Source organism: Aquariibacter albus, from assembly GCF_014145335.1.
Lineage (GTDB): Bacteria > Pseudomonadota > Gammaproteobacteria > Burkholderiales > Burkholderiaceae_C > Aquariibacter > Aquariibacter albus.
On sequence record NZ_JACIVI010000004.1, the window covers coordinates 168,080 to 189,263 of the forward strand.

The 21,184-nt window shown below is 64.4% G+C and carries 15 protein-coding genes; 9 read left to right on the forward strand and 6 right to left on the reverse strand.

The genetic code is table 11. The annotated features are described in order from the left end of the window. Window positions 1–4: 4 nt before the first annotated feature. From H4F90_RS11890 to H4F90_RS11900, 3 genes are read right to left on the reverse strand one after another with little or no spacing between them, the layout of a single operon-like run. Complete coding sequence (locus tag H4F90_RS11890) at window positions 5–3,637, reverse strand: SbcC/MukB-like Walker B domain-containing protein (protein WP_182664846.1); 3,633 nt, start codon at window positions 3,635–3,637, stop codon at window positions 5–7. Next, complete coding sequence (locus H4F90_RS11895; RefSeq protein WP_182664848.1) at window positions 3,634–4,305, reverse strand: DUF4194 domain-containing protein; 672 nt, start codon at window positions 4,303–4,305, stop codon at window positions 3,634–3,636. The genes H4F90_RS11890 and H4F90_RS11895 overlap by 4 nt, the downstream gene beginning before the upstream one ends. After that, a complete protein-coding gene (locus H4F90_RS11900; RefSeq protein WP_220486149.1) occupies window positions 4,302–5,774 on the reverse strand; it encodes a Wadjet anti-phage system protein JetA family protein in 1,473 nt (490 codons plus the stop codon). The genes H4F90_RS11895 and H4F90_RS11900 overlap by 4 nt, the downstream gene beginning before the upstream one ends. Before the next feature lie 131 nt (window positions 5,775–5,905). Between H4F90_RS11900 and H4F90_RS11905 the strand changes: the two genes are divergently transcribed. The 7 genes from H4F90_RS11905 (at window position 5,906) to H4F90_RS11935 (ending at window position 17,004) form a co-directional block, all read left to right on the forward strand. Continuing rightward, the gene (locus tag H4F90_RS11905) at window positions 5,906–6,703 is read left to right on the forward strand and encodes a WYL domain-containing protein (RefSeq protein ID WP_182664850.1); all 798 of its coding nucleotides are present in this window, start codon (window positions 5,906–5,908) and stop codon (window positions 6,701–6,703) included. Window positions 6,704–6,888: 185 nt separating this feature from the next. Then, a complete protein-coding gene (locus tag H4F90_RS11910) occupies window positions 6,889–8,730 on the forward strand; it encodes a type I restriction-modification system subunit M (RefSeq protein WP_182664852.1) in 1,842 nt (613 codons plus the stop codon). Window positions 8,731–8,819: 89 nt separating this feature from the next. Then, window positions 8,820–10,034 (forward strand): restriction endonuclease subunit S, encoded by a 1,215-nt coding sequence (locus H4F90_RS11915; RefSeq protein WP_182664854.1) that lies wholly within the window; start codon window positions 8,820–8,822, stop codon window positions 10,032–10,034. Window positions 10,035–10,059: 25 nt separating this feature from the next. Next, the gene (locus H4F90_RS11920) at window positions 10,060–12,177 is read left to right on the forward strand and encodes a DUF4357 domain-containing protein (protein ID WP_182664856.1); all 2,118 of its coding nucleotides are present in this window, start codon (window positions 10,060–10,062) and stop codon (window positions 12,175–12,177) included. Between the two features lie 2 nt (window positions 12,178–12,179). Then, window positions 12,180–15,323 (forward strand): type I restriction endonuclease subunit R, encoded by a 3,144-nt coding sequence (locus H4F90_RS11925; protein WP_182664858.1) that lies wholly within the window; start codon window positions 12,180–12,182, stop codon window positions 15,321–15,323. A gap of 81 nt (window positions 15,324–15,404) precedes the next feature. After that, window positions 15,405–16,118: a hypothetical protein gene (locus H4F90_RS11930; protein WP_182664860.1), complete on the forward strand. Its 714-nt coding sequence runs from the start codon at window positions 15,405–15,407 to the stop codon at window positions 16,116–16,118. Between the two features lie 256 nt (window positions 16,119–16,374). Beyond that, window positions 16,375–17,004 (forward strand): hypothetical protein, encoded by a 630-nt coding sequence (locus H4F90_RS11935; protein WP_182664862.1) that lies wholly within the window; start codon window positions 16,375–16,377, stop codon window positions 17,002–17,004. A 278-nt stretch (window positions 17,005–17,282) separates the two neighbouring features. Here the strand turns inward: H4F90_RS11935 and repC are convergent, their stop codons facing one another. Genes repC through H4F90_RS11950 form a run of 3 tightly spaced genes read right to left on the reverse strand, consistent with a single transcriptional unit; the run spans window position 17,283 to window position 19,445 of the window. After that, window positions 17,283–18,365 (reverse strand): replication protein C, IncQ-type, encoded by a 1,083-nt coding sequence (gene repC / locus H4F90_RS11940; RefSeq protein WP_182664864.1) that lies wholly within the window; start codon window positions 18,363–18,365, stop codon window positions 17,283–17,285. Further along, the gene (locus H4F90_RS11945) at window positions 18,362–19,246 is read right to left on the reverse strand and encodes an AAA family ATPase (RefSeq protein ID WP_182664866.1); all 885 of its coding nucleotides are present in this window, start codon (window positions 19,244–19,246) and stop codon (window positions 18,362–18,364) included. Before H4F90_RS11945 ends, repC begins: the two co-directional genes overlap by 4 nt. Further along, entirely contained in the window at window positions 19,239–19,445 is a 207-nt protein-coding gene (locus H4F90_RS11950; protein WP_182664868.1) for a helix-turn-helix transcriptional regulator, read from the reverse strand. The genes H4F90_RS11945 and H4F90_RS11950 overlap by 8 nt, the downstream gene beginning before the upstream one ends. A 171-nt stretch (window positions 19,446–19,616) precedes the next feature. On the opposite strand from H4F90_RS11950, the gene H4F90_RS11955 reads away from it, so the two are divergent. Both H4F90_RS11955 and H4F90_RS11960 read left to right on the forward strand, forming a co-directional pair. Next, window positions 19,617–19,910 (forward strand): helix-turn-helix domain-containing protein, encoded by a 294-nt coding sequence (locus tag H4F90_RS11955; protein ID WP_220486150.1) that lies wholly within the window; start codon window positions 19,617–19,619, stop codon window positions 19,908–19,910. Then, on the forward strand, window positions 19,900–21,156 hold the full coding sequence (locus H4F90_RS11960) for a type II toxin-antitoxin system HipA family toxin (protein WP_182664870.1): 1,257 nt from the start codon (window positions 19,900–19,902) through the stop codon (window positions 21,154–21,156). Before H4F90_RS11955 ends, H4F90_RS11960 begins: the two co-directional genes overlap by 11 nt. Window positions 21,157–21,184 lie beyond the last annotated feature (28 nt).

Genomic DNA, 21,184 nt, shown 5'->3' on the forward strand with positions numbered 1-21,184 from the left:
GGCGTCACTTGGGCGGCTCCAGCGCCTCAACAGGCTCTGCAGCGGCAAACGCCAGCTTGGCCTGCTCGCGAACTGCAGCGCGCTGCTTCTCCCACAGGTCACGCATGCGGTCCTTCCTGAAGACGCGCTCGTCGCACTCCAGGATGAAGTCGAGCTCCCCGTTTTCCGGCACGGTGACTCGGGAGTAGCTGTATTCGCGGTCGAACTCCGGTCGCAGGCCACCGGCGCCGCGGGTCGGCATCGCGCTGATGACCTGGATGTCGAGGCTGTCGCGCAGGTACTTCAGCACTGCGCGAGCGCGGGCTTCGTCCATGCGGGAGAACGACTCATCGCTCGCCACCATGCGAAGGCTCGCACCCTTCTCGAACAGCTTGAGCCGGTTCGTGACGACGGCGGCCCGAACGATGTAGGCGGGAGTTTCGAGCTGGCCGCCGGAGCCGGTGCCCCACGTCGACAATGCGATACGTCCACCGCTGTCGGAGTCGTTCCAGATTTCGTAGCGCCGGTAGTTTCGGTAGTCGGCGATGCGCAGCAACTCCCGTCCAGCACGTTCATGGTCGGGGTCGAGAAGCAGCTTCACCAGCCGGTCGCGCACTTCAACGTGCTTTGGTGACAGCTCGGACTCTCCAAAGAGGTCCACGCTCTCGGGCAAGTCCGCCAGCTCCGTGACTGCAGCAAAGAACCCGTAGTACTCCTGGAACTCCGGCTCCCACTTCGACCAGTCGATGCTGAAGCGGTCGGTGCCGAACTTCAGCCGCTCGAGCTCGACGTTCAGCTGCCGCAACGCGCGGACGCCGTCGTCCACCTTGCTCTTGATTTCGACGCAGAACTGCTTGGTGAACACGTCGTGGAAGGAGCGCTCGGCCTCCTCCACCTTGGCGCGGTTGTTGTACAGCCCGATGCTCTCGAGCTCGCCATGGAGAGCACTGACTGCTCGGCCGAGCGTGACTAGCGGGCCATAGTACGGGTCGAAGCTGGTCGCTTCGTGGTGGTGCGGCAATGCCGACTGGAACCGCTCTTCCTGGCGTACGCTGGCGTTGTACTCGGCCAGCATTTCGCGTACTTCTCCGAGCAAGCTCTCCGGCTGGGTGCGCAGAAAGTTCAACCGGACTTGCACTCCGTGAACGTCGATGGTCCTCGAAGACAGCAGGTCATCGACTTCCTGCGCAAGGACCGTGTACGTCTTCTCGGGGTTGGCCTCGCACAGGTGCTTCAGCCGCCGAATCTGGCTTTCGCGTTCTTGGAACCGGGCATCGCGGCCGTTCTTGATGCGGTCGATGACCTTGTCGGCGTCCAGCATGCGCTGGTTGGCGAGCGCCACGGAGGTGTTGGCCGCCTTGATTTCTCGGTCGTGTTCTTCAATCAGGTCTTCGAGACGCTTCAGCTCAGCGCGCAGTTGCTCGACCTCGGTCAGGTCCAGCTGCGCTAACGAGCGGCGCACGCTGTCGATGTCGCCCGCGAATTCGGAAAGTGGCGCCGCGTCGAACGTCGGCTCCCGCAAGCCAGTCAGTACACGCCGAAAGTCTCCGAGCCCGTTTTGGAGTCGTTCCAGGTCCACGATTTCCCGGTCTGTCTGCTCCAGCTGTTCCGTTGTCGCTTGAAGCGCACGCTCCCGCGCCTTGCGCCCGAGGACCAGGTCGCGCCGTTCGCCAACGAACATCGTGCGCGAGCCGCTGCCTTTGCCGTCCTTGGTCAGCCCGCGAGGCGTGAACCGCAACTGCGCCGAGTCCTTGACCTTGACCACGGAGCCGTACTGCTCGATGAAGTAGGCCTTCGCAATCGGGTGGTCGGTGCGCAGTTCGTGGATGATGGAGTTTTGTGGAACACGCGATGCGTCGGCACGCTCCAGGCAGTGCTTACCTTGCACGACCTTCGACCGAGAGCTCCAAGACTGCAAGAAGTCGATGGTTCGAGCTTCCCACTCCGGCTTCACGATGAGGTTGAAGCGAGCGTTGTCGAGGTAGCCCTCGATGGCCTGCTGCCACTCGTCCGACACAGGCTCGACCAGGTCGCAAAGAACCTGCACGCCAGCGTCGGGCAATCGCTCCCGAATTCGGTCCAGAGCCAGCACCGTGTCGCGGCTGTAGTTGCCGGCGCCGGCCGCAAGGCGTTCCTTGCGCTCCGCCAGTTCCTTGCGGTCCCTGCGCGCAGTGTCGATGCGTTGGCTCAGCGCCGTGGCCTCCGTAGCCACCGCGGTGAGGACGCTCTCGTTGGGGCCGACCATCGCGGCCTGAAGTACGCCCAGGCCCGCTTCGACACCGTCGAAGGCCGGGGCCAGCTGGAACAGCTTCTCGACGACCAGCTCGGTGTCGCGGTTGGCGTCGACAACGGCATCAAGCAAGCCACTGAACCGAGCCACGTTGGTCGACGCGATGGCTTGTGCCACCGCGGCTACGGAAGCCCTCAGCTTCGGGAACTGCTCGGGGATTGGCCGCCTAACCAGCCCGTCAGCCGCGTTCTTGATTTGTGCCGCCGAGTACAGACCGGCGTGCAGCTCTGACAGCTTGGTACGAGCCCCTGAGCTTGCCCGAGCGAGCCGTTCATCCAGGGCTTGCTTCTCGGTGTGGGCGGGGATGCCCCGCAACTTGGCGGCGATGTCGATGCGGCTGCTATCAACACCCTTCTTCAGCTGCTCTTCGGTCTTGGCCTTCTGCCCGTACCGCTCGACCAACTCCATGTCGTCCCCGATGCGCTTCTGTTCCTGCGCAATCCGGTCGTCGTCCGCTGCCAGCTGCATCTTTGCCAGGAGCAGGTCGTACTGCACCTGATACTCAAACGTCGACGCCGTCTTCCCGATGAGCTCCTTCATCTCGCGCAGACGTCCGACGGTGGCTTCCAGCCGCTTACCTTCCTGCTTGAGGTTGGTGACCTGCCGCATGAGGTCGCTGATGCGGCTGATGCTCTCTTGCAGCAGCTTGCCATCGAACTCGAGGATGTCGTCGCGCACCAGGTCGTGCACCAACCCGATGGGCTTGTAGGCAATCGACTGCGACCAGGCCTTGGCCGCGTTCTGAGCTTCGTCCCAGGGGATGGAGTTGCGACCTCGGAACCGACCGTAGATGCCGCACAGGTAGTCGCGCTTGTGGTCGTCGTAGGTGACGACCTTTGGGTACTTTGCCTTCAGGCGCTTGACGACTTCCTCGACGGGAACGCAGACGCCCTGGTCCATGTCATCGAAGAACTCCTCGACCGACAACGCGGCCTCCTCGACGATGACGAGCACCAGCCGTTCGAGCTTGGCGTCTCGGCGTTCGCCGACGCCGTCGACCCGCGCCGCGACCCCCACCAATGCCGTGAACATCTTGGCAGCGCCATCGTTCGGTCCTGGTCGAAAGACCGCGGCCACATACCCGTGCGCACCCGCTGGACGCGAGAACAGGCTGTACTCGGCGCCGGTCACGAAGGACTCGAGCGTGCGCTTCGACTTGCCACGACGCTGCCCAGGCTGGACCTCTTCCTGGCCCGGGTTGTAGGCGACGATGCCCTGGTAGGCCGCCGTCATGACTGTCTGCAGGCCGTCCAGCATGGTCGACTTGCCCGCGCCCGTGGGGCCGGTGAGCAAGGTCATGTTGCCAAGCTCGTAGTTGCCGGGTCGTAGCTGGCCCCAGTTCACAAGAACCATTCGGTCGACCTTCATTCGTCGGCCTCCTGCACAGTCGCCTCCGGCTCGACAACCCCGTCCGCGTCCAGCGCCGCACTCAGCGCGTCGTTGGAGACGATGCCGAGGATGGTGGGCCGAATGGCCAGGAGCGCGTCTTCATCCGCGATGGCGAACTCGGCCGAGTAGCTCAGCAAGCGATGCCGCTTCAACTCGGCCAGCAAGGCCATCTTGTCGCCCATGCCGTTGGGCAGCGGCCGCTTCAGCTGGGTTTGCATGGTTGCGGCGATTTCCTCGAAGCTGACGAGAGCTTCTCCCTGCGGCTGAATGTCGCCGGAGTTCAGCTTGTTCTGGTACAGGAAGCGCAGCGCCAACGCCATCGCTACGAAGTCCGGCGAAACACGCGCCCGCAGCGACGGGGTGGCCTCGAACTCGTCTTCGGGTAGGCCGTCAACAACGGCGCCGGCGGCATACAGCCGGTAGAACTGGTTGTTGCTGTCGTGATGCAGGCGGAAGCCGGCGACATCGAAATAGTCCTCTAGCAGGCCCTCGATGCGCCTGGCGTCGTCGTACAGGAGTTGCTCGACGCGGTCTTCATCGCGGACGATGACACCGTAGGCCATGAGCCGGGTCAGGATTTCGCGCAGCCGGTCCTGCTTGAGGTTGGCCAGGGCGAGCTGCTCGTTGATGACGCTGGAGATGGTCATTTCTTCAGAGAGATTTCGTAGTCGTTGCCGCTGTAGAACTCGTTCTCCAGTCGGGTTGGGAGCTTCTTTGTCACCAGGTCGGTGCCGACGTCGCTGCGCGCGGCCTCGACGGCCTGCATGGCGCGGATGACGTCCCGCGCAGTCGCGGTGGGCATTGCAGAGACTCGGATGGGGTGCTGGAAGACGCGAAGGTCCGCACGCAACCCTTGGGCGACCTCCTCGTTGGCGATGGAGAAGGCCTCGGATTCAGCTCGAGCCAAGGCCGCAGCGAGTCGTTCCTCCCGCGAAGGGCGGGGCCGGATAGAGACAACGACCGCTTTGCGTCGCTGCGTCGCAGACTTCAGCTTGAAGCTAGCCGGGTCCAGCACCCGGACCTCCGCCGGTGCCAGATAGTGACCAACGTGCGCGAGCAGCCGGTCCTGCTCTTCCCGAGGGGCCTCGGCCAGCTTCTGAATGGTGGCCAGGTACGCATGTCGAGTCTGGCCGGCGCGCAGCATCATCGACTGCAGCGCCAGGCCGTTGACGCGCTTCAAGTACGTCTCCATCGCCTTGAGGAAACTCGGCTGTTTGGACTGGCACGCGGCATCGACGATGTCTTCGATGCGACTGAGCAGCCATTCGTAGACCGATGCGCCGGAGTGTTCTTTCACGGCCCAGTGCGCGATGTCTCGCAGTTGCTCGTCCATCCGCTTGAATTTGGGCTCGGCCACCAGCCGGAGCTTCTCGAGCTTCAGGGCGATGGCCTGTCGATTCAGGGTTGCGTTGTCTGCGGTCAGCTGCTTGGAGTAGTCGCGCTGGAAGCGGTCCAGGAACTCTCCGAACTCAGCCCACTGATTGCGCGCAGAAGCTGCCTGCATCAGGTGACGAACCAGCTCCTGGAAGTAGTCGATGCCGTCCGTCAGGTCTTCGATGACCTTCTCGGCGTACTCGTAGGCATCAACCAGGTCGTGAGCGTCGCCACGCTCGGAGAGGGCCGCTTCCAGGGCGTTGCGGCAGCTCCGCATGTTGCGCTGTCGGCTGCGGCTTGGCCGGTCGAGCGACCAGATGGCCTCGGCGAAGAGCTTGCCAGGGCGCGAGAAGCGGAAAGCCGTCACCAGCCCCGTGCGGTCGGCGAACTGCTCGAGCCAGCCATCAGCGAGCAGCGCTCGGATAACCATGCTGACCAAGACCTGGGGGTCGTCGGTCCCCGGTGCACTGAGCTCGTCGTCACCGCCTTCCTCAACCGCGAAGCTTTGGTATTCCCGAACGACCGGGAAGAGCAGCTCGCGAAGGGCTTCGCGCGTCAGGTTGTGGGCGTAGTCCGCAGTTGGGCCATGCAGGCGGTCGAACAGCGCTCGCAGGCATGCTGCCACGAGCTCGCGCCGTGCACTGTTGAGCGGACGGAAGAAGCGCAGGCGCTCACCCTCGAAGAACGTGGTGCGTCCCTCGGGGCTCTTCGCCGTGGGGTCAACTTTTTCAACCTGGCTCAACTTCGCGCTCCCTGCGGTCTTGCTTCTGGCTGGCTGTCGCTTGGGGTATTATCTTCCTGGATAATTTATCACGCAAGATAACAATGTCCAAGCTCCATCCACTCAGTCCAACGCAACAGCGCATGCGTGAGATGGAGGTATTGCTGACGTGGGAAGGTGAGCTCGACAACGCCAGGCTGCGCGAAGTATTCGGTGTGCAGGCAGTACAGGCGAGCCGCCTTCTTTCTGCGTTTGTGGCCGAGTACGGCACCGCTCTGACGCGAGCCTCTCCGCATGCACCGGTCACCCCGACGAAGCTGTTCCAGCCTCGTTTTGCCGGCAACTCACCCGATGAGTACCTCCGGCTCGTTGAGAGTGTCGGCCCCACCGCCCGCAGCTTCGCTGTTGAGGACCTCCGCTTGGACCTGTCGCCGGTGTCCTCGCCACTCTTCGCCCTTGCGACGAGGGCGTGCCTGAAGCAGGTGGGTCTGCAGATTCGGTACCGGTCATTGGCGCAGCCAGATGGACACGACCGACTCATCTACCCTCACTCCCTCGTCAGAGCGGCACGGCGTTGGCACGTTCGAGCCTGGTGCTCCCAACGAACGGCCTTCAGAGACTTCGCGCTGGGCCGCATCAGCAAAGGGGCCGTTGAAGGCTCACCCAGTCCGGCTACCAAGGAGGTCGACCGGGACTGGAACGAATTCGCGAAGCTGGAAGTTGTTGCGCACCCGGAACTACCGGCTGGCCAAGTCCAACTGCTGCAGGATGAGTACTTGGGCAGTTCAACGAACCGAATTCTGGAAGTGCGCCGATGTCTGGTGGGCTACACCGTTCAGGACCTGCGCTTGGCAACGGATATTCGCCGGCACTCGCCTCCTGAGTTCCAGTTGCTTCTGAAGAACGCGGACGAGTTCAGCAGCGTTTTTTCGATTCGCGGAGCTGCATAAATGTCGGCATGTGTCCTGTCATCCGAAGGCTTCATTTCCCTCGTCGACATAGGCGTGCCGAAACTGAAGAACCCCAAGGGGCAGAGCCGCTGGAATAGGCCTTTTGACTTGGACGACAGCTGGTCGCACACGCACTGCTGCTTTCCACCGGCGCCACCAGAATGCTCGCAAATTGCCCAACAATAATGAACCACCAAGCCCTTTCCTCCTTCATCTGGTCCGTCGCCGACCTGCTGCGTGGCGATTTCAAGCAGAGCGAGTACGGCCGCGTCATCCTGCCGTTCACCGTGCTGCGCCGTCTGGACTGCGTGCTGGAGGCCACCAAGCCCGCCGTGCTGACCGAGTTCGCGGCCAAGACCAAGGCCGGCCTGAACCCCGAGCCCTTCCTTCTGCGCAAGGCTGGGCAAAGCTTTTTCAACACCTCCCCACTGGACCTGGGCAAGCTTTTGGGCGACCAGGACCACATCCGCCAGAACCTCTACGCCTACGTCCAGGCCTTCTCGCCGGCGGCACGGGACATCTTCGAGCGCTTCGATTTCCACGCCCAGGTCGAGCGGCTGGCCAAGGCCAACCTGCTGTACCTGGTCACCGAAAAGTTCGCCAACATCGACTTGCACCCTTCGGTGGTCGACAACGCCAGCATGGGCGCGGTGTTCGAGGAGTTGATTCGCAAGTTCGCGGAAATCAGCAACGAGACCGCCGGGGAGCACTTCACGCCCCGGGAAGTCATCCGTCTGATGGTGAACCTGCTGTTCATCGAGGACGACGACGTGTTGACGCCCGGCAACGCCGTGGTCCGGACCATCTACGACCCCACGGCGGGCACCGGTGGCATGTTGTCCGTCGCCGGGGAGTATCTGGCCGAGCACAACCCGCAGGCGCGGCTGACGATGTTCGGCCAGGAACTCAACGATGAGTCCTACGCCATCTGCAAGGCGGACATGCTCATCAAGGGCCAGCCCGTGGAGAACATCGTCGCCGGCAACACCCTCAGCGACGATGGTCACGGCGGGCGCAAGTTCGACTACATGCTTTCCAACCCGCCCTTCGGCGTGGAGTGGAAGAAGGTTGAAAAGCAGGTCCGCCAGGAACACGAGCAGAAGGGCTTCGACGGCCGATTCGGCCCCGGCCTGCCGCGCGTCAGCGACGGCTCCATGCTGTTCCTGATGCACTTGCTGAGCAAGATGCGCCCGGCTGCGGACGGCGGCAGCCGTTTCGGCATCGTGCTGAACGGCTCACCGCTGTTCACCGGCGGGGCTGGCAGTGGCGAGAGCGAAATCCGCCGCTACGTGCTGGAGAACGACCTGGTGGAGGCCATCGTCGCGCTGCCCACCGACATGTTCTACAACACCGGCATCAGCACCTACGTCTGGGTGCTGTCCAACCGCAAGCCGGCCGACCGCAAGGGCTACGTGCAACTCATCGACGCCAGCGGCCTCTGGCAGAAGATGCGCAAGGGCTTGGGCAGCAAGCGGAAGGAGATGAGCGAGGAGCACATCGCCACCGTCACGCGGCTGTTCGGCGACTTCACCGAGGCGTGGCAGGTCACGACCATCGACGCTGCGGGTCAAGCCTTGGGTGAACCCGTGCTGGTGACCAACACCAGCACCGCACCAGTGGCTCCGGAAGGCGGTCGCCTCAAGCGCGTGCCCGTCGCGCGCATCTTCCGCAATGAGGACTTCGGCTACACGACCATCACGGTGGAGCGCCCGCTGCGTGACGAGGCCGGCCAGGTTGTGGTCGGCCTGAAGGGCAAGCAGAAGGGCAAGCCCCAGGCCGACAGCGCACTGCGCGACACCGAGAACGTGCCGCTCTCCGAGGACATCCACGCCTACTTCAAGCGCGAGGTGGTGCCGCACGCACCGGACGCGTGGATAGACGACGAGAAGAGCAAGGTCGGCTACGAGATTCCGTTCAACAGGCACTTCTACGTGTTCGAGCCGCCACGCAGCTTGCACGTCATCGACGAGGAACTGAAGACGGTGACCGCCAGCATCATGAAGATGTTGGAGGAGTTGGCGGAATGAGTTTGCCGCGGTACGGAGCGTACAAGGACAGTGGGGTCGAGTGGCTGGGGCACATACCGGAGCACTGGGGCACCATGCAGAGTCGTCGCATGTTTGCCGTGCGCAGCGAGCCGGCGCTGCCGACGGACCGCATGCTGACGGCGTCGCAGAAGTACGGGGTACTTTTCCAATCCGACTTCATGGAGCTGGAAGCTCGGCGGGTTGTCGAAGTCATCATGGGCACCGACAGCTTGAAGCATGTCGAGCCCGACGACTTCATTATCAGCATGCGCAGCTTCCAGGGCGGCATCGAGTGGTGCAAGCTTCGCGGGTCCACGAGCTTTCACTACGTGATGCTCCGGCCGGTCAAGCATGTGTGGCCGCCTTACTTTGCGCACCTGCTCAAGTCACCGACCTACATCCAGGCCCTGCGCCGAACGACCGACCTCATCCGTGACGGGCAGGAACTCCGCTTCTCCAACTTCGCGCAGGTCGACCTTCCGGTTGTGCCGTTAGATGAGCAGAAGGCGATTGCCATCTTCCTCGACCGCGAAACCGCCAAGATTGATGCGCTGATTGCCGAGCAAGAGAAGCTCATCGCCCGGTTGGCCGAGAAGCGTCGGGCAACCATATCCCATGCCGTCACCAAAGGCCTGAACCCCTACGCTCCGATGAAGGATTCCGGCGTGGAGTGGCTGGGGGAGGTTCCTGCACATTGGGACATCGTGCGTGTCAAGGCACTCAGCCAATTCACGACGAGCGGCCCGCGCGGATGGTCAGACCGCATCACGGAAAGCGGCAGCCTGTTCATCCAGAGTGGAGACCTGAACGATTCCCTAGGGCTTGAGCTTGAAACTGCCAAGCGTGTGAATGTCGGTGACGACGCAGAAGCGGCGCGGACGCGCCTAAGCGAAGGCGATGTGGTCGTTTGCATCACGGGTGCAAAGACCGGGAACGTCGCTCTCTGCGAATCACTGCCAGAGCCGGCCTATGTCAACCAGCATCTTTGCCTTGTCCGTCCATCGGAAGATGTGCACGGGCGCTTCCTTGCGCTCTCGCTGAAAAGCAGCGTGGGGCAGACACAAATCGAGCTTTCGCAGTACGGACTCAAGCAAGGTCTCAGTCTGGAAAACGTCCGCGAACTCTTGGTGACGCGTCCGCCGCGTCAGGAGCAAGAGGCTATTGTCGAGTTCCTCGACGAGGAAGCCGGCAAACTCACTGCGCTCGCGCTCAACGCGGCAGCGGGTGTGAGCCTGTTGAAGGAGCGCCGCAGCGCCCTCATCGCCGCGGCGGTCACTGGCCAAATTGACGTGCGCAACGCCTAAGAACCACAAGACCAGGGAGAAAGCCATGAGCCACACGCTCACCGCCAAGGAACAGTCGCTCGCCAAGATATTCAGCGACGACTACGTCTTCACCATTCCCGGCTACCAGCGGCCCTACGCCTGGGGTCGTGACCAGGCTCAGGAGTTGTTGGATGACCTTCTGGGCGCACTGGCGGCCGCGCCGGCGCAGCTGGCCGATGCGGCGCCATACTTTCTGGGCAGCATCGTGCTCATCAAGGCCGAGGCGATGCCCGAAGCCACGGTGGTGGACGGCCAGCAGCGGCTGACGACCTTGACGCTGCTGCTGTCCGCCATCCGTGCCACGGTCGGGGATGACGAACTGCAAAAGGACATCACCGGTTGCATCTACGAGAAGGGCAGCCTGGTGAAGGGCACCCAGGCCCGCTACCGCCTGTTGTTGCGCGAGCGCGACCGCGACTTCTTCCGGCAGTATGTGCAGCACGAGAACGGTCTTCAGGCGCTGGCCCAGGTCAACACACCTCTGCCTGACGCGCAAGGCCGCTTGCGCGCCAACGCACAGGTGTTCATGGACGGGCTGGCCAAGCTGTCGCAGGCGGAGCTGGTGCGCCTGGTGCAGTTCGTCATCACCCGCTGCTACCTGGTGACGGTGGCAACGCCCGACCTGGACTCGGCCTACCGCATCTTCGGCGTGCTGAACAGCCGCGGCCTGGACCTGAGCGCCACCGACATCCTCAAGGCGGAAATCATCGGCGGCATCGCGCCGGCGCTGCGTGACGCCTACACGAAGAAGTGGGAAGACGAGGAAGAGGACCTGGGCCGGGACGAGTTCGGCGACCTGTTCAGCCACATCCGCATGGTCTATCGCAAGGCCAAGCCGCAGGGCACGTTGCTGAAGGAGTTCAAGGAGCACGTCGTGCCGGCGAAGCAGCCGCAGCAGTTCATCGACGAGGTGCTGCTGCCGATGGCCCAGGCTTTCAGCGAGCTGCGCGACGCGGACTACGCCAGCACGCACCACGCCGAGGAAGTGAACGAGCATCTGCGTTGGCTGAACCGCCTGGAGTTCAAAGACTGGGTGCCGCCGGCCCTGACCTTCTTCGTGCGCCACCGACAGCAGCCCGCCGCCGTGCTGGGCTTCTTCCGCGACCTGGAACGCCTGGGCTACTCGATGCTCGCCCGCAGGTCGGGCGTCAACGACCGCATCGAGCGGTTCTCTGCGCTGACGAACGCTGTCGAGGCGGGTGCCGACCTGTCGGCTGCCACCTCGCCCTTGCAGCTCTCACCGGAGGAGCAGCACCAGACCTACACGGCCCTGAGCGGCCCGCTGTATGACACCCACTCGTCGCGTGCCCTGGCGCTGCTGCTGCTTCGCCTGGACCGCCTGATGTCAGACGCCAGTGCCAGCTACCAGCACGAGGTCGTTTCGGTCGAGCATGTGATGCCCCAGCAACCGGCGCCCAACAGCCAGTGGGCCACCTGGGTGCCCGACAAGACTGCACACCAGCTGTGGGTGCATCGCCTGGGGAACCTGGCGCTGCTGAGCCGCAAGAAGAACAGCTCGGCCAGCAACCGCGACTTCAGTTGGAAGAAGTCCGCCTACTTCACAAAGGGCGGAACAACGGCCTTCGCGCTGACCACCCAGGTGCTCCAGCACACGGATTGGACGACCGAGGTGATGCAAGCGCGCCAGGACGCCATGCTTGCCAAGCTGGAATCACATTGGCGCTTGCAAGACCGCAAGAGCAAGGCCGCATTGGCCGAAGCGCTGCTCGCCGAGCTGGAAGGCGCCGGGGACGCCGTGCCCTTCGAGCTCGAAAGTGCCAAGCACGGGCTGAACGCCACGGCCAAGGAGCTGGGCAGCACCTTCACCGTGCTGGCGGGCTCCCAGGCTCGACTCGCATGGTCCGGGCAGCCGCACTCGTACCAACAGTTGCGAGATGACCTTCGCGGCGCCGGCATCTTGAAATTGTCGGAAGACGGTTCCCATCTCGTCTTCACTGCCGACACGCCTTTCAAGAGCCCGAGTGCCGCCTCGGCCACCGTGCTCGGCCGCACTGACAACGGCCGCAACTCCTGGCGGCTCAAGGGCAGCGCCATCACCTATGCGGCCTGGCAGGACAACCTGCCCAGCTCTCAGCCGACATCCGGACGTTCGGAGGACTGAAGATGTCGCTGCACCAAGAACATCACTTCGAAGCAGAAATCTGCCAGCACCTGGCTGCCCACGGTTGGCTGCATGAGCCCGGTGACGCCGCCCTGTTCGACCGTGCCAACGGCCTGTTCCTGCCCGACCTGCTGGCCTGGGTGCAGGCCACCCAGCCCGAGAGCTTCCAGCGCCTGAGCAAGACGCATGGCGCGGCCTTGCCCAAGGTGCTGGCCGAGCGGGTGCGCAAGAGCCTGAACGAGCGCGGCACGCTGGAGGTGCTGCGGCGCGGGGTCGAGATGCTGGGCCTGAAAGGGCCGCTGATGCTGGCGCAGTTCAAGCCGGCGCTGGCCATCAACCCCACCACGCAGGCGCACTACGCAGCCAACCGGCTGCGTGTCGTGCGTCAGGTCTGCCACTCGCCGAACAACCCGAAGGAAGAGCTGGACCTGGTGCTGTTCGTCAACGGCATCGCGGTGGCCACGGCCGAACTCAAGTCCGACTTCACCCAGAGCGTGCACGACGCGGTCGACCAGTACCGCTTCGACCGCCATCCTGCGCCCAAGGGCGGCGTGCTGGAGCCGCTGCTGGGCTTCCCGGGCGGGGCGCTGGTGCACTTCGCGGTGAGCCAGTCGGAAGTGATGATGACAACCCGGCTGGCCGGGCCGGCGACCACCTTCCTGCCCTTCAACCGCGGCAACGCCGGTGGTGCGGGCAATGCGCCCAACCCGGATGGCTTTGCGACCGCCTACCTGTGGGAAGAGGTCTGGGCGCGCGAGAGCTGGCTGGACATCCTGCACCGATATTGCATCGGCAAGCGCGACGACAAGAAGCAGCTCAAGGCGGTCATCTTCCCGCGCTACCACCAGCTCGACGCGACCCGGCGCCTGGTGGCCGACGTGCTCGAGAATGCGGACCAGGATGGCACCGGCCAGCGCTACCTGATTCAGCACTCTGCCGGCTCGGGCAAGACGAACTCCATCGCCTGGACGGCGCACTTCCTGGCTGACCTGCACAACGCGGCACACAAGAAGGTGTTCGACAGCGTGCTGGTCGTCTCGGACCGCAACGTGCTGGACGCGCAGCTGCAGGAAGCCATCTTCGACTTCGAGCGCACCACCGGCGTGGTGGCGACCATCACCAGCGAGCACGGCAGCAAGAGCGCCCAGCTGAGCCAGGCGCTGAAGGACGGCAAGAAGGTCATCGTCTGCACCATCCAGACCTTTCCGTTCGCGCTGTCCGCCGTGCAGGAGCTGGCGGCCACCGAGGGCAAGCGCTTCGCGGTAATTGCCGACGAGGCGCACAGCTCGCAGAGCGGCGAGGCGGCAGCGAAGCTCAAGCAGCTGCTATCGGCGCAGGAATGGGCCGACCTGCAGGACGGTGGCGAGGTCGACACCGAGGCCCTGCTGGCCGCGCAGATGGAGGCGCGTGCCGGCGCGGGCGTCGCTGGAGGCACAGGGGGCCTCACCTACATCGCCTTCACCGCCACGCCCAAGGCCAAGACGTTGGAGCTGTTCGGGCGACCGGGGCCGGACGGGCTGCCGATGCCCTTCCACGTCTACTCGATGCGCCAAGCCATCGAGGAAGGCTTCATCCTCGACGTGTTGAGGAACTTCACCAGCTACAAGTTGGCCTTCAAGCTGGCGCATGACGGCAAGGAGTACGACGAGACGCAGGTCGAACGCAGCACGGCGATGAAGGGCATCATGCAGTGGGTCCGCTTGCATCCCTACAACATCGCCCAGAAAGTGCAGGTCGTCGTCGAGCACTACCGCGAGAACGTCCAGCCGCTACTGGCCGGGCGCGCGAAGGCAATGGTGGTGGTGGCCAGCCGCAAGGAGGCGGTGCGATGGCAGAAGGCCATCCGTGCCTACATCACCCAGCGCAACTACGCGTTGGGGGTACTGGTCGCGTTCTCCGGCGAGGTCGACGACACCGAGAGCTATCCGCAGCCCGTGTCCGAGACCAGCAAGGTCCTGAACCCGGGGCTGAAGGGCCGCGACATCCGCGAGGCCTTCAATGAACCCGAGCACCACCTGCTGCTGGTGGCCAACAAGTTCCAGACCGGCTTCGACCAGCCGCTGCTGTGCGGCATGTACGTCGACAAGATGCTCGGCGGCATCCAGGCGGTGCAGACGCTGTCGCGCCTGAACCGCGCGCATCCGGGCAAGGACACGACCTACATCCTCGACTTCGTCAACGAGGCCGGCGACATCCTCAAGGCCTTCAAGACCTACCACGAGACGGCTGAGCTGGAGGCTGCGACCGACCCGCACCTGGTCTACGACCTGCGCGCCAAGCTCGATGCGACCGGCCACTACGACGACTTCGAGGTCGACCGCGTGGCCAAGGTCGACCTGGACCCGCAGGGCACGCAGAAGCAGCTTGATGCGGCCATTGCGCCGGTGGCCGACCGGCTGCTGAAACGCTACAAGGCCGCGCAGCAAGCCAGGTCGGACGCCGTGGAACTGGACGACGACAAGGCCGCCAAGGTGGCGAAGGACACGCTCGATGCCCTCGTGCTGTTCAAGAACGACATGGGCGCCTACGTGCGCCTGTATGCCTTCTTGAGCCAAATCTTCGACTACGGCAATACGGACATCGAGAAGCGCTTCCTGTTCTACAAACGCCTCATCCCGCTGCTGGACTTCGGCCGCGAACGCGACACGGTGGACCTGAGCAAGGTGGTGCTGACGCATCACACGCTGAAGAATCAGGGCAAGCAGCCGATGGGTCTGGGCCAGGACGGCAACTACAAACTCCCACCGATGGACGCGGTGGGCAGCGGTTCCGTGCAAGAGAAGCAGCAGGCCTACCTGGTCGAAATCATCCAGAAGGTGAACGGCCTGTTCGAGGGCGAGCTGACCGACGACGACCAACTGGTCTACGTGAACGGCGTTCTCAAGGGCAAGCTGCTGGAGAACGAGACACTGGTGCAGCAGGCGGCCAGCAACTCGAAGGAGCAGTTCTCGAGTTCACCCGACCTCAGCAAGGCGCTGATGGATGCCATCATGGATGCGTTCGAGGCACACCAAACGATGAGCACGCAGGCGCTGGGGTCCGAACGGGTGCGCGAGGGTCTGAAGGACATTCTCCTGGGTCCGGCGCAGTTGTATGAGGCGCTGCGGGCTCGCTCCGGCCCAGGCATTCGGCCCGACAGAACATAGTGCGCCGCTTGGGCATGAGGGTTAGCTTGCCTTCCTGAGTCGCTACACGTCACTCCACAGGACAACTTTTTTGGAGTGCATATGCGACAAGACACCGGCCATTCAGCGGCCCATTTGAAGTTTCTCAGCGAGCTCTACGGCAGCTGCCACCGGGCTCGTCCAGCGGCTCTGCTTTCCCCAGGAGACGTGGCCGCCACGGCGGCGGAGCAGTACCCGAACCTTCTGGCAAAAGGGTGGGCACTTCAGGCGGTTCTGGATGACGAGGACATCGAACTGATGGCCTCCCAGGATGGACCGCAGCCGATGCGTTTCAACGTCATCGAATTGGACCGAGGACTTCCCTTGTGCGTGCTCGTCACGCAGGTGGGGCATGTCCAGTGGCGCTGGGTGGTTCCGATGTGGGAGCAGGGCGCAATGGACTGGCTGCGCGAGGCCATCGAGCAGGACCGTTTGCTGATGCTGGTTGAGTCCCCGACGTCGGCCACCGGACTGACGTTCTTGGCTGGTGGTGGGCTGTTCGGTCGGCCGAAGGACCTGCTGACCAGCGCCACGCCCAAGGTCGTATCGCCGGAAGAGGCGGTGTTCGGCATGGTCCTGGGCGGCATGAAGGTGATGGCGCCGCTGGCCGTCCTGCCACCCGCCGGTCAACGACGGCCCAAGCACATCCGCGTGATGGTCGCCGCCAGGGGCGTGAATGCGGTGCTGCTGATGGAGACCTATCAGCGCGCCATGCATACGCGACCCGCCGGGGCGTCTTCCGCTGGCACAGAGGTCATCCACTCACCATTGCCGTAGCCGCGTAGCGGCGTACCTTCGGGCGGGACAGCGTCAGCTGTTCCGCCCCTTCTTCATCGGTGCATCAGGGGTCATGGGCGGTTCTTGCCGCGCGGCAAGATTCGGCGGTGAGGCCCCAACCTGCGCACCGGGGCCGGTCGCTATACGGTTCTCCAGGCCATCGCCGATTCCAAGGAGAACCATTTTGAAAGTTGACCAGAGCCAACCTGCAGTGCCCGTTGCCCACCCTCGTGCCACATGGCTTCGCGATTGCCATATGGCCCGCTACGCCGAACTGCTGAGCCCCGATGACATCGCGGAAATCGTCGCCGAAGAAGGCACCGACCCACCCGCCGAAGGATGGGTGCTGTTTGCCGAACTTGAGCAGGCAGACATCGAGCGACTGACGGCGGAGCGGCTCGGGCGCCTGAACCTCGCCGTGCAGAGCTACGAAGACGGCTTGCCGGTGGTCGTGCTGTCGTTGCTGGCCCAGGCAGTCCGGTATGTCTGGGTCATTGCGATGTGGGAGGTCGATGCCCAGGTCTGGCTGCGCGACGCCGTCGACCGGGGCCGCATCGCGCTGGCTGTGAACGCGGTCGATGCGCCGCAGAGCGTGGTGCTGACGACCGGAGAGGACTTTCTTCAGAACGCCGATGCTTTGCTGGCGTCCACGCAGGTGGCTTGGCAGCCCGCTGGTGAGCTCCATCATCTCCATATGCTGGACGCCGGCTTCCAGGCAGTCTCAAGTGAAGCCTCGCGGATGGTTGGCGATGCATCGCCGGTCGGCTTGACGAGACTGATGCTGGTCGGCCGAGGTAAGAACGCAGCCCAGCTGATGGATGTCCTGGTGACTGGCGCCGAGTTGGCGCGCTCTTTCCCCAACCTGGCCAGCACTGCCATTCAGTAACCATGCACCATGCCGCACAGCGGCTGATTCGACGAGGGGGCAGCCATCGGCTGCCCCCTCTCTTTGTGCATGGAAGGCGGTAACTGGGGTAACGACAGTAACCCTGCCGAGCGCGTCCGGCGGTCGTCTTGCGGCGCGGCAAGGTTGGCGTGCCGACCGCGTCCAGAGCAAGCGGGTTGGTGGTTGATGCATCCGCCCTGGCCAGGGCTCGAAGCTCTCCGGCAAAGGCAGGGTGCGGGCCATTGGCCGCGCCCTGCCATGGCCCACACTTCTTTCTATTACAAAGTAGTACTGGCCTCGTCATTTCGCGGCAAGGGCTTGTCGGAGCTCAGCTTCTGCCAGAACGGTTGCTCGCCATATGACGAGGTTGATAGCGCGAAATGACTGGGCCTCGTCATTTCGCGTGCGGCTGGCATCGGCTCGCGCGCCTCCCTGGGCTCCGCTCGGGCAGCCGGCCTGCCATTCGACGCGCAGGCGCTCGACTTCATCCGGGTCACCTCCGCTACGGTCGGCGCCAACTGAACCTTCCAGCTTTCCAAGCGGCCGATGGCGCGCACTGCCGACGTGACGTCGCTGAGGCGGCGCTTGCGCTTGCTCGCCGTTGGCGGAGTGCCTGTTGAAGGCCACAGCCTTTCCACCAAGGTCTCGTACCCGATGGACATCGACTTACCCTGACCGAGGCAAGTCGACAGAAACGCGTGTACCAGCATCGCCGTGTGCGACGGCAGAGTCAACCGCTCCGACAAGAGCACCTGCGCGTACCCCGGCGACAGCAAGGCTGCTGCGAGTCGGTGGTTCAGCGCCACATGCACGCGCTGGTTGTCGCCGACCAGCCAACTGACCAGGCGGCACGAGCGCACCGTATGGGTGGCACCGTCGCGCTCCCACACCGTTACTTCGCAGAGGCGCGCGAGGGACTCGCGCCGAACGTCGTTCGCCGAGCCGCCCACGCTGGCCGAACCGCAGCGGCGATGCAGTTCGCTCCATGAGCATTCCAGCCTCAAGGTGGGCGGCAACTCCCGAATTGCTCCTGCCTCGGCCTGTAGATGCAGGGACGACCACAGCAGTGAGCCAACTTCGCTGCGGTCGGCTTGGTCGAGGCGGTGCTCCGAGGGGCGTCGCCGATGCTGTTCCTGGGCCAGTTCCAGCAGGGCCAGCAGCAGCGTCTGCTCTGGCACGCCCAGCGCTTCCCGGGCGCTGAAGCGCAGGCTCAATTCACCGTACTGATAGGTTTCGTTCAATACGGGCCGTGGCGAGCCATCCTTGGGCAGGGGTCGAAACAGCTGGCAGAGGCCGAACGGGTGAGACAGCCGAACCACCCTCGGCGGTGCCGAGGTAGTCTTTCCTGCGGTGCGGGTCATGCTGCGTCCTCCGCGAGCATCAGGACACCGTGCGGTCCGCGGGTCAGCACCAGCGTGTCGGTCGTGGCGAAGTAGTTGGCTTTCGGGATGTCCAAGAGCACGTGGCGGTGCAGCTGCTCCTTGGCGAGGCCGAACTGCTTGGCGGTCACGCGCGTGGGCCGGCTGAGGTTGAGTTGCCAGCGCACGGCATTCGTCAGCGCGGTGGAGCCGCGCGCGGCATCTGCGGAGCCCCCGTAGTCCTGCAGCGCCGCAGCACGGCTGGTGTGGTGGACCAGCAGCCACGCCGCGTGTGTCGAGCAGGCATAGCTCCCGATATGACGAGCCAGGCTCTTCATGGCGGTGGCATTGTTCTCGTCAGCATTGTGGAAATCTCGGATGGGGTCGAGGATGACCAGGCGGGCGCCTTCGCACGCGCGTCGCAGCATCTCGCCAGCGGGCGTCTTCTCCCAGCACTCACCCAGCAGGTTCACCTGTTCCTGGCCCGCCAGGGCATGGATGACCAGGTTTTGGTTCAGGAGCTCGGCGGCGTGGTCGGGGTCAATGCCGGTGGCGGCCAACTGGACGCTGGCGATGGCGTGCAGCCGGTGCCAGACCACATGCGCAAATTCCTCGGCGAGAACCAGGACCACCCGCGCTGGCGCAGCGCTGCGGGAACCGGCGCCGCCGACAAGGCCGCCCAGCAGTGGCGTGCCAGTGGCCATGGCAATGGCCATCTGGAGGGCCAACATGGTTTTGCTGACGGCGCCGGGACCGACAACGAGGCCAACCGTCGCGGCCAGCAGTCCGGGCAGCACATGGTCCAGCGGCGGCGGCGGATTGCGCAGCATGTGCGCGATGTTTAACGGGCTGGAAAACGGGTTCTTCAGAGCCTGCTCAGACATGGCGGGCTCCTTCGACACGCTGGGCGAGCCAAGCGTGAACGTCGACCGCTCGCCAACGCAGCAGCCGGGTGCCGGCGATGACCAACCGCGGCGGGACGGCCGCCGGGTTGCGATGAAGGTCCTTGCGGATGGTTTCCGGGCTGCGGCCCAGCAGGTTTGCGAGGTCCCCGAGTTCGAGGACGGGTTTGGTTTCGGGCATTGAATGCTCCACGCCGGTGTGCAGAGCACGTGACGACCGGCTGCGCCCGTTCGTGCCCGCTGGTGCATCGGTTCGGCCCCAGCTGGCACGTCTAGCCCACCTGTTTATTCCTTTCGTCGTCACGCTCGGATTTGCAAGTCATAGCTTGCACAATGAAGAATGGAGCACATAATGCAAGCCATGACTGACATTTTTCGCCTTCCGGATGAGCTTGGGCGCCAGCTGTTGGCGCGGCGCAAGGCGCTCGGGCTGAGCAAGTCCGAGCTGGCCCAGCGCGCGGGCAAGGTGCGGGAAGTGGTCTACCGCCTGGAGGCCGGGGAGGACAGCACGGTGTCGTCCCTGCTGGCGGTGCTCGGTGCGCTCGGCTTGGCCTTGCGACTGGAGCCGGTGGGCTTGCCGTCTGCGCAGGAGGTGGCGCGGCGGTTCCAGATGGACGATGACCAGGACGGCGGCGATGAGCCCTGATGGACTGCCGGAGCGTCTGCGTGCGCTCGACGTTTCCATCGGCGACCGCGCCCATGCCGGTCAGCTGCTGAAGACGTCCACCTACGAGTTCCGATATCTCGATGCCGCTCCCGACCAGCCTGCGGTCGCCCTGTTGATGCCCCCGCGGGAACGGCTGACCTGGCAAGACGGCGACCTGTTCGCGCCCATGGACCAGAACCTGCCCGAGGGCGACCTGTTCATGCGCATCCGCCAGATGTTCCCCAAGCGGCCGATGACGCCGATGCACCTGCTGGCCCTGGTCGGCCGCAATGGCATCGGGCGGCTGGGCTACCGGCTGCCGGATGCGCCCGAGCTGGCGCCGCCGCCGCCGATGGGCAAGGACGCGTTGCTGAAGACCCGCTACAGCCCCGAGGTGTTCGACGAGCTGGTGGCGGCCTACCTGAGCACGGGTGCCGGCATTGCCGGCATGCAGCCCAAAATCATGGTGCCCGACCGGCCCACCGTGCCGATTCCGTCGCTCATCGTGAAGGCCGCCAGCCCGGCCTATCCGGGGCTGTGTGCCAACGAGTTCCTGTGCCTGAGCGCCGCACAGCGCGCGGGCATCGATGTGCCTGGCTTCGCCCTGTCAGACGACGGCCAGATGCTGGTGCTGGACCGCTTTGACATGGTGACGAAGGCCGATGGGCAGACTGAGCGCCTGGGCTTCGAGGACATCGCGGCTCTGGCGGGCCTGCGGGTGCGCGACGTGCTGTCCGACCGCAAGTACCAAGGCAGTTACCAGCGTGTGGCCGAGCTGTTGCGCCAGCTGCAGCTGCACAGCGACAACCTGCACCGCTTCTTCGAGCAGGTGGTCTTCTCGGTGATGGTGCGCAACGGCGATGCGCATCTGAAGAACTTCGGCGTGCTCTACCGCGGCACTGACACGAACCAGCTGGACATCTGGCTGGCCCCGATGTTCGACGTGGTGACCACGACCATCTACACCTACACCCGCTACCCCGGCGGCCCCGAGCTGGAAGACCGTACTCTGGCCCTGAAACTGTTCGCCGGCCGGCACCAGACCAAGACCTACCCGACCCGGGATGAGCTGCTGGACTTCGGTCGTCGCATCTGCGGCGTCAGCCAGCCGGCGCGGGTGCTAGAAGTCATGGCCCAGGCCATGCGGGAGACCTTGCAGCAGGCCCAGGGCGATGACCGCGTGCCCAATGAGCTGCTGCACAAGATGCGTTCGGCCTGGGACGAAGGGCTCGCGCTGGCCAGATGAAGAAGAAGGGGGTGAGCAAAAGCTCACC

Coding starts and splice junctions, on each gene's coding strand:
- H4F90_RS11960 (WP_182664870.1), top strand. CDS start 19,900: ATGAGCCCTGATGGACTGCCGGAGCGTCTGCGTGCGCTCGACGTTTCC.
- H4F90_RS11935 (WP_182664862.1), top strand. CDS start 16,375: ATGGCCCGCTACGCCGAACTGCTGAGCCCCGATGACATCGCGGAAATC.
- H4F90_RS11905 (WP_182664850.1), top strand. CDS start 5,906: ATGGAGGTATTGCTGACGTGGGAAGGTGAGCTCGACAACGCCAGGCTG.
- H4F90_RS11925 (WP_182664858.1), top strand. CDS start 12,180: ATGTCGCTGCACCAAGAACATCACTTCGAAGCAGAAATCTGCCAGCAC.
- H4F90_RS11930 (WP_182664860.1), top strand. CDS start 15,405: ATGCGACAAGACACCGGCCATTCAGCGGCCCATTTGAAGTTTCTCAGC.
- H4F90_RS11945 (WP_182664866.1), bottom strand. CDS start 19,246: ATGTCTGAGCAGGCTCTGAAGAACCCGTTTTCCAGCCCGTTAAACATC.
- H4F90_RS11920 (WP_182664856.1), top strand. CDS start 10,060: ATGAGCCACACGCTCACCGCCAAGGAACAGTCGCTCGCCAAGATATTC.
- repC (WP_182664864.1), bottom strand. CDS start 18,365: ATGACCCGCACCGCAGGAAAGACTACCTCGGCACCGCCGAGGGTGGTT.
- H4F90_RS11895 (WP_182664848.1), bottom strand. CDS start 4,305: ATGACCATCTCCAGCGTCATCAACGAGCAGCTCGCCCTGGCCAACCTC.
- H4F90_RS11950 (WP_182664868.1), bottom strand. CDS start 19,445: ATGCCCGAAACCAAACCCGTCCTCGAACTCGGGGACCTCGCAAACCTG.
- H4F90_RS11915 (WP_182664854.1), top strand. CDS start 8,820: ATGTTTGCCGTGCGCAGCGAGCCGGCGCTGCCGACGGACCGCATGCTG.
- H4F90_RS11910 (WP_182664852.1), top strand. CDS start 6,889: ATGAACCACCAAGCCCTTTCCTCCTTCATCTGGTCCGTCGCCGACCTG.
- H4F90_RS11890 (WP_182664846.1), bottom strand. CDS start 3,637: ATGAAGGTCGACCGAATGGTTCTTGTGAACTGGGGCCAGCTACGACCC.
- H4F90_RS11955 (WP_220486150.1), top strand. CDS start 19,617: ATGCAAGCCATGACTGACATTTTTCGCCTTCCGGATGAGCTTGGGCGC.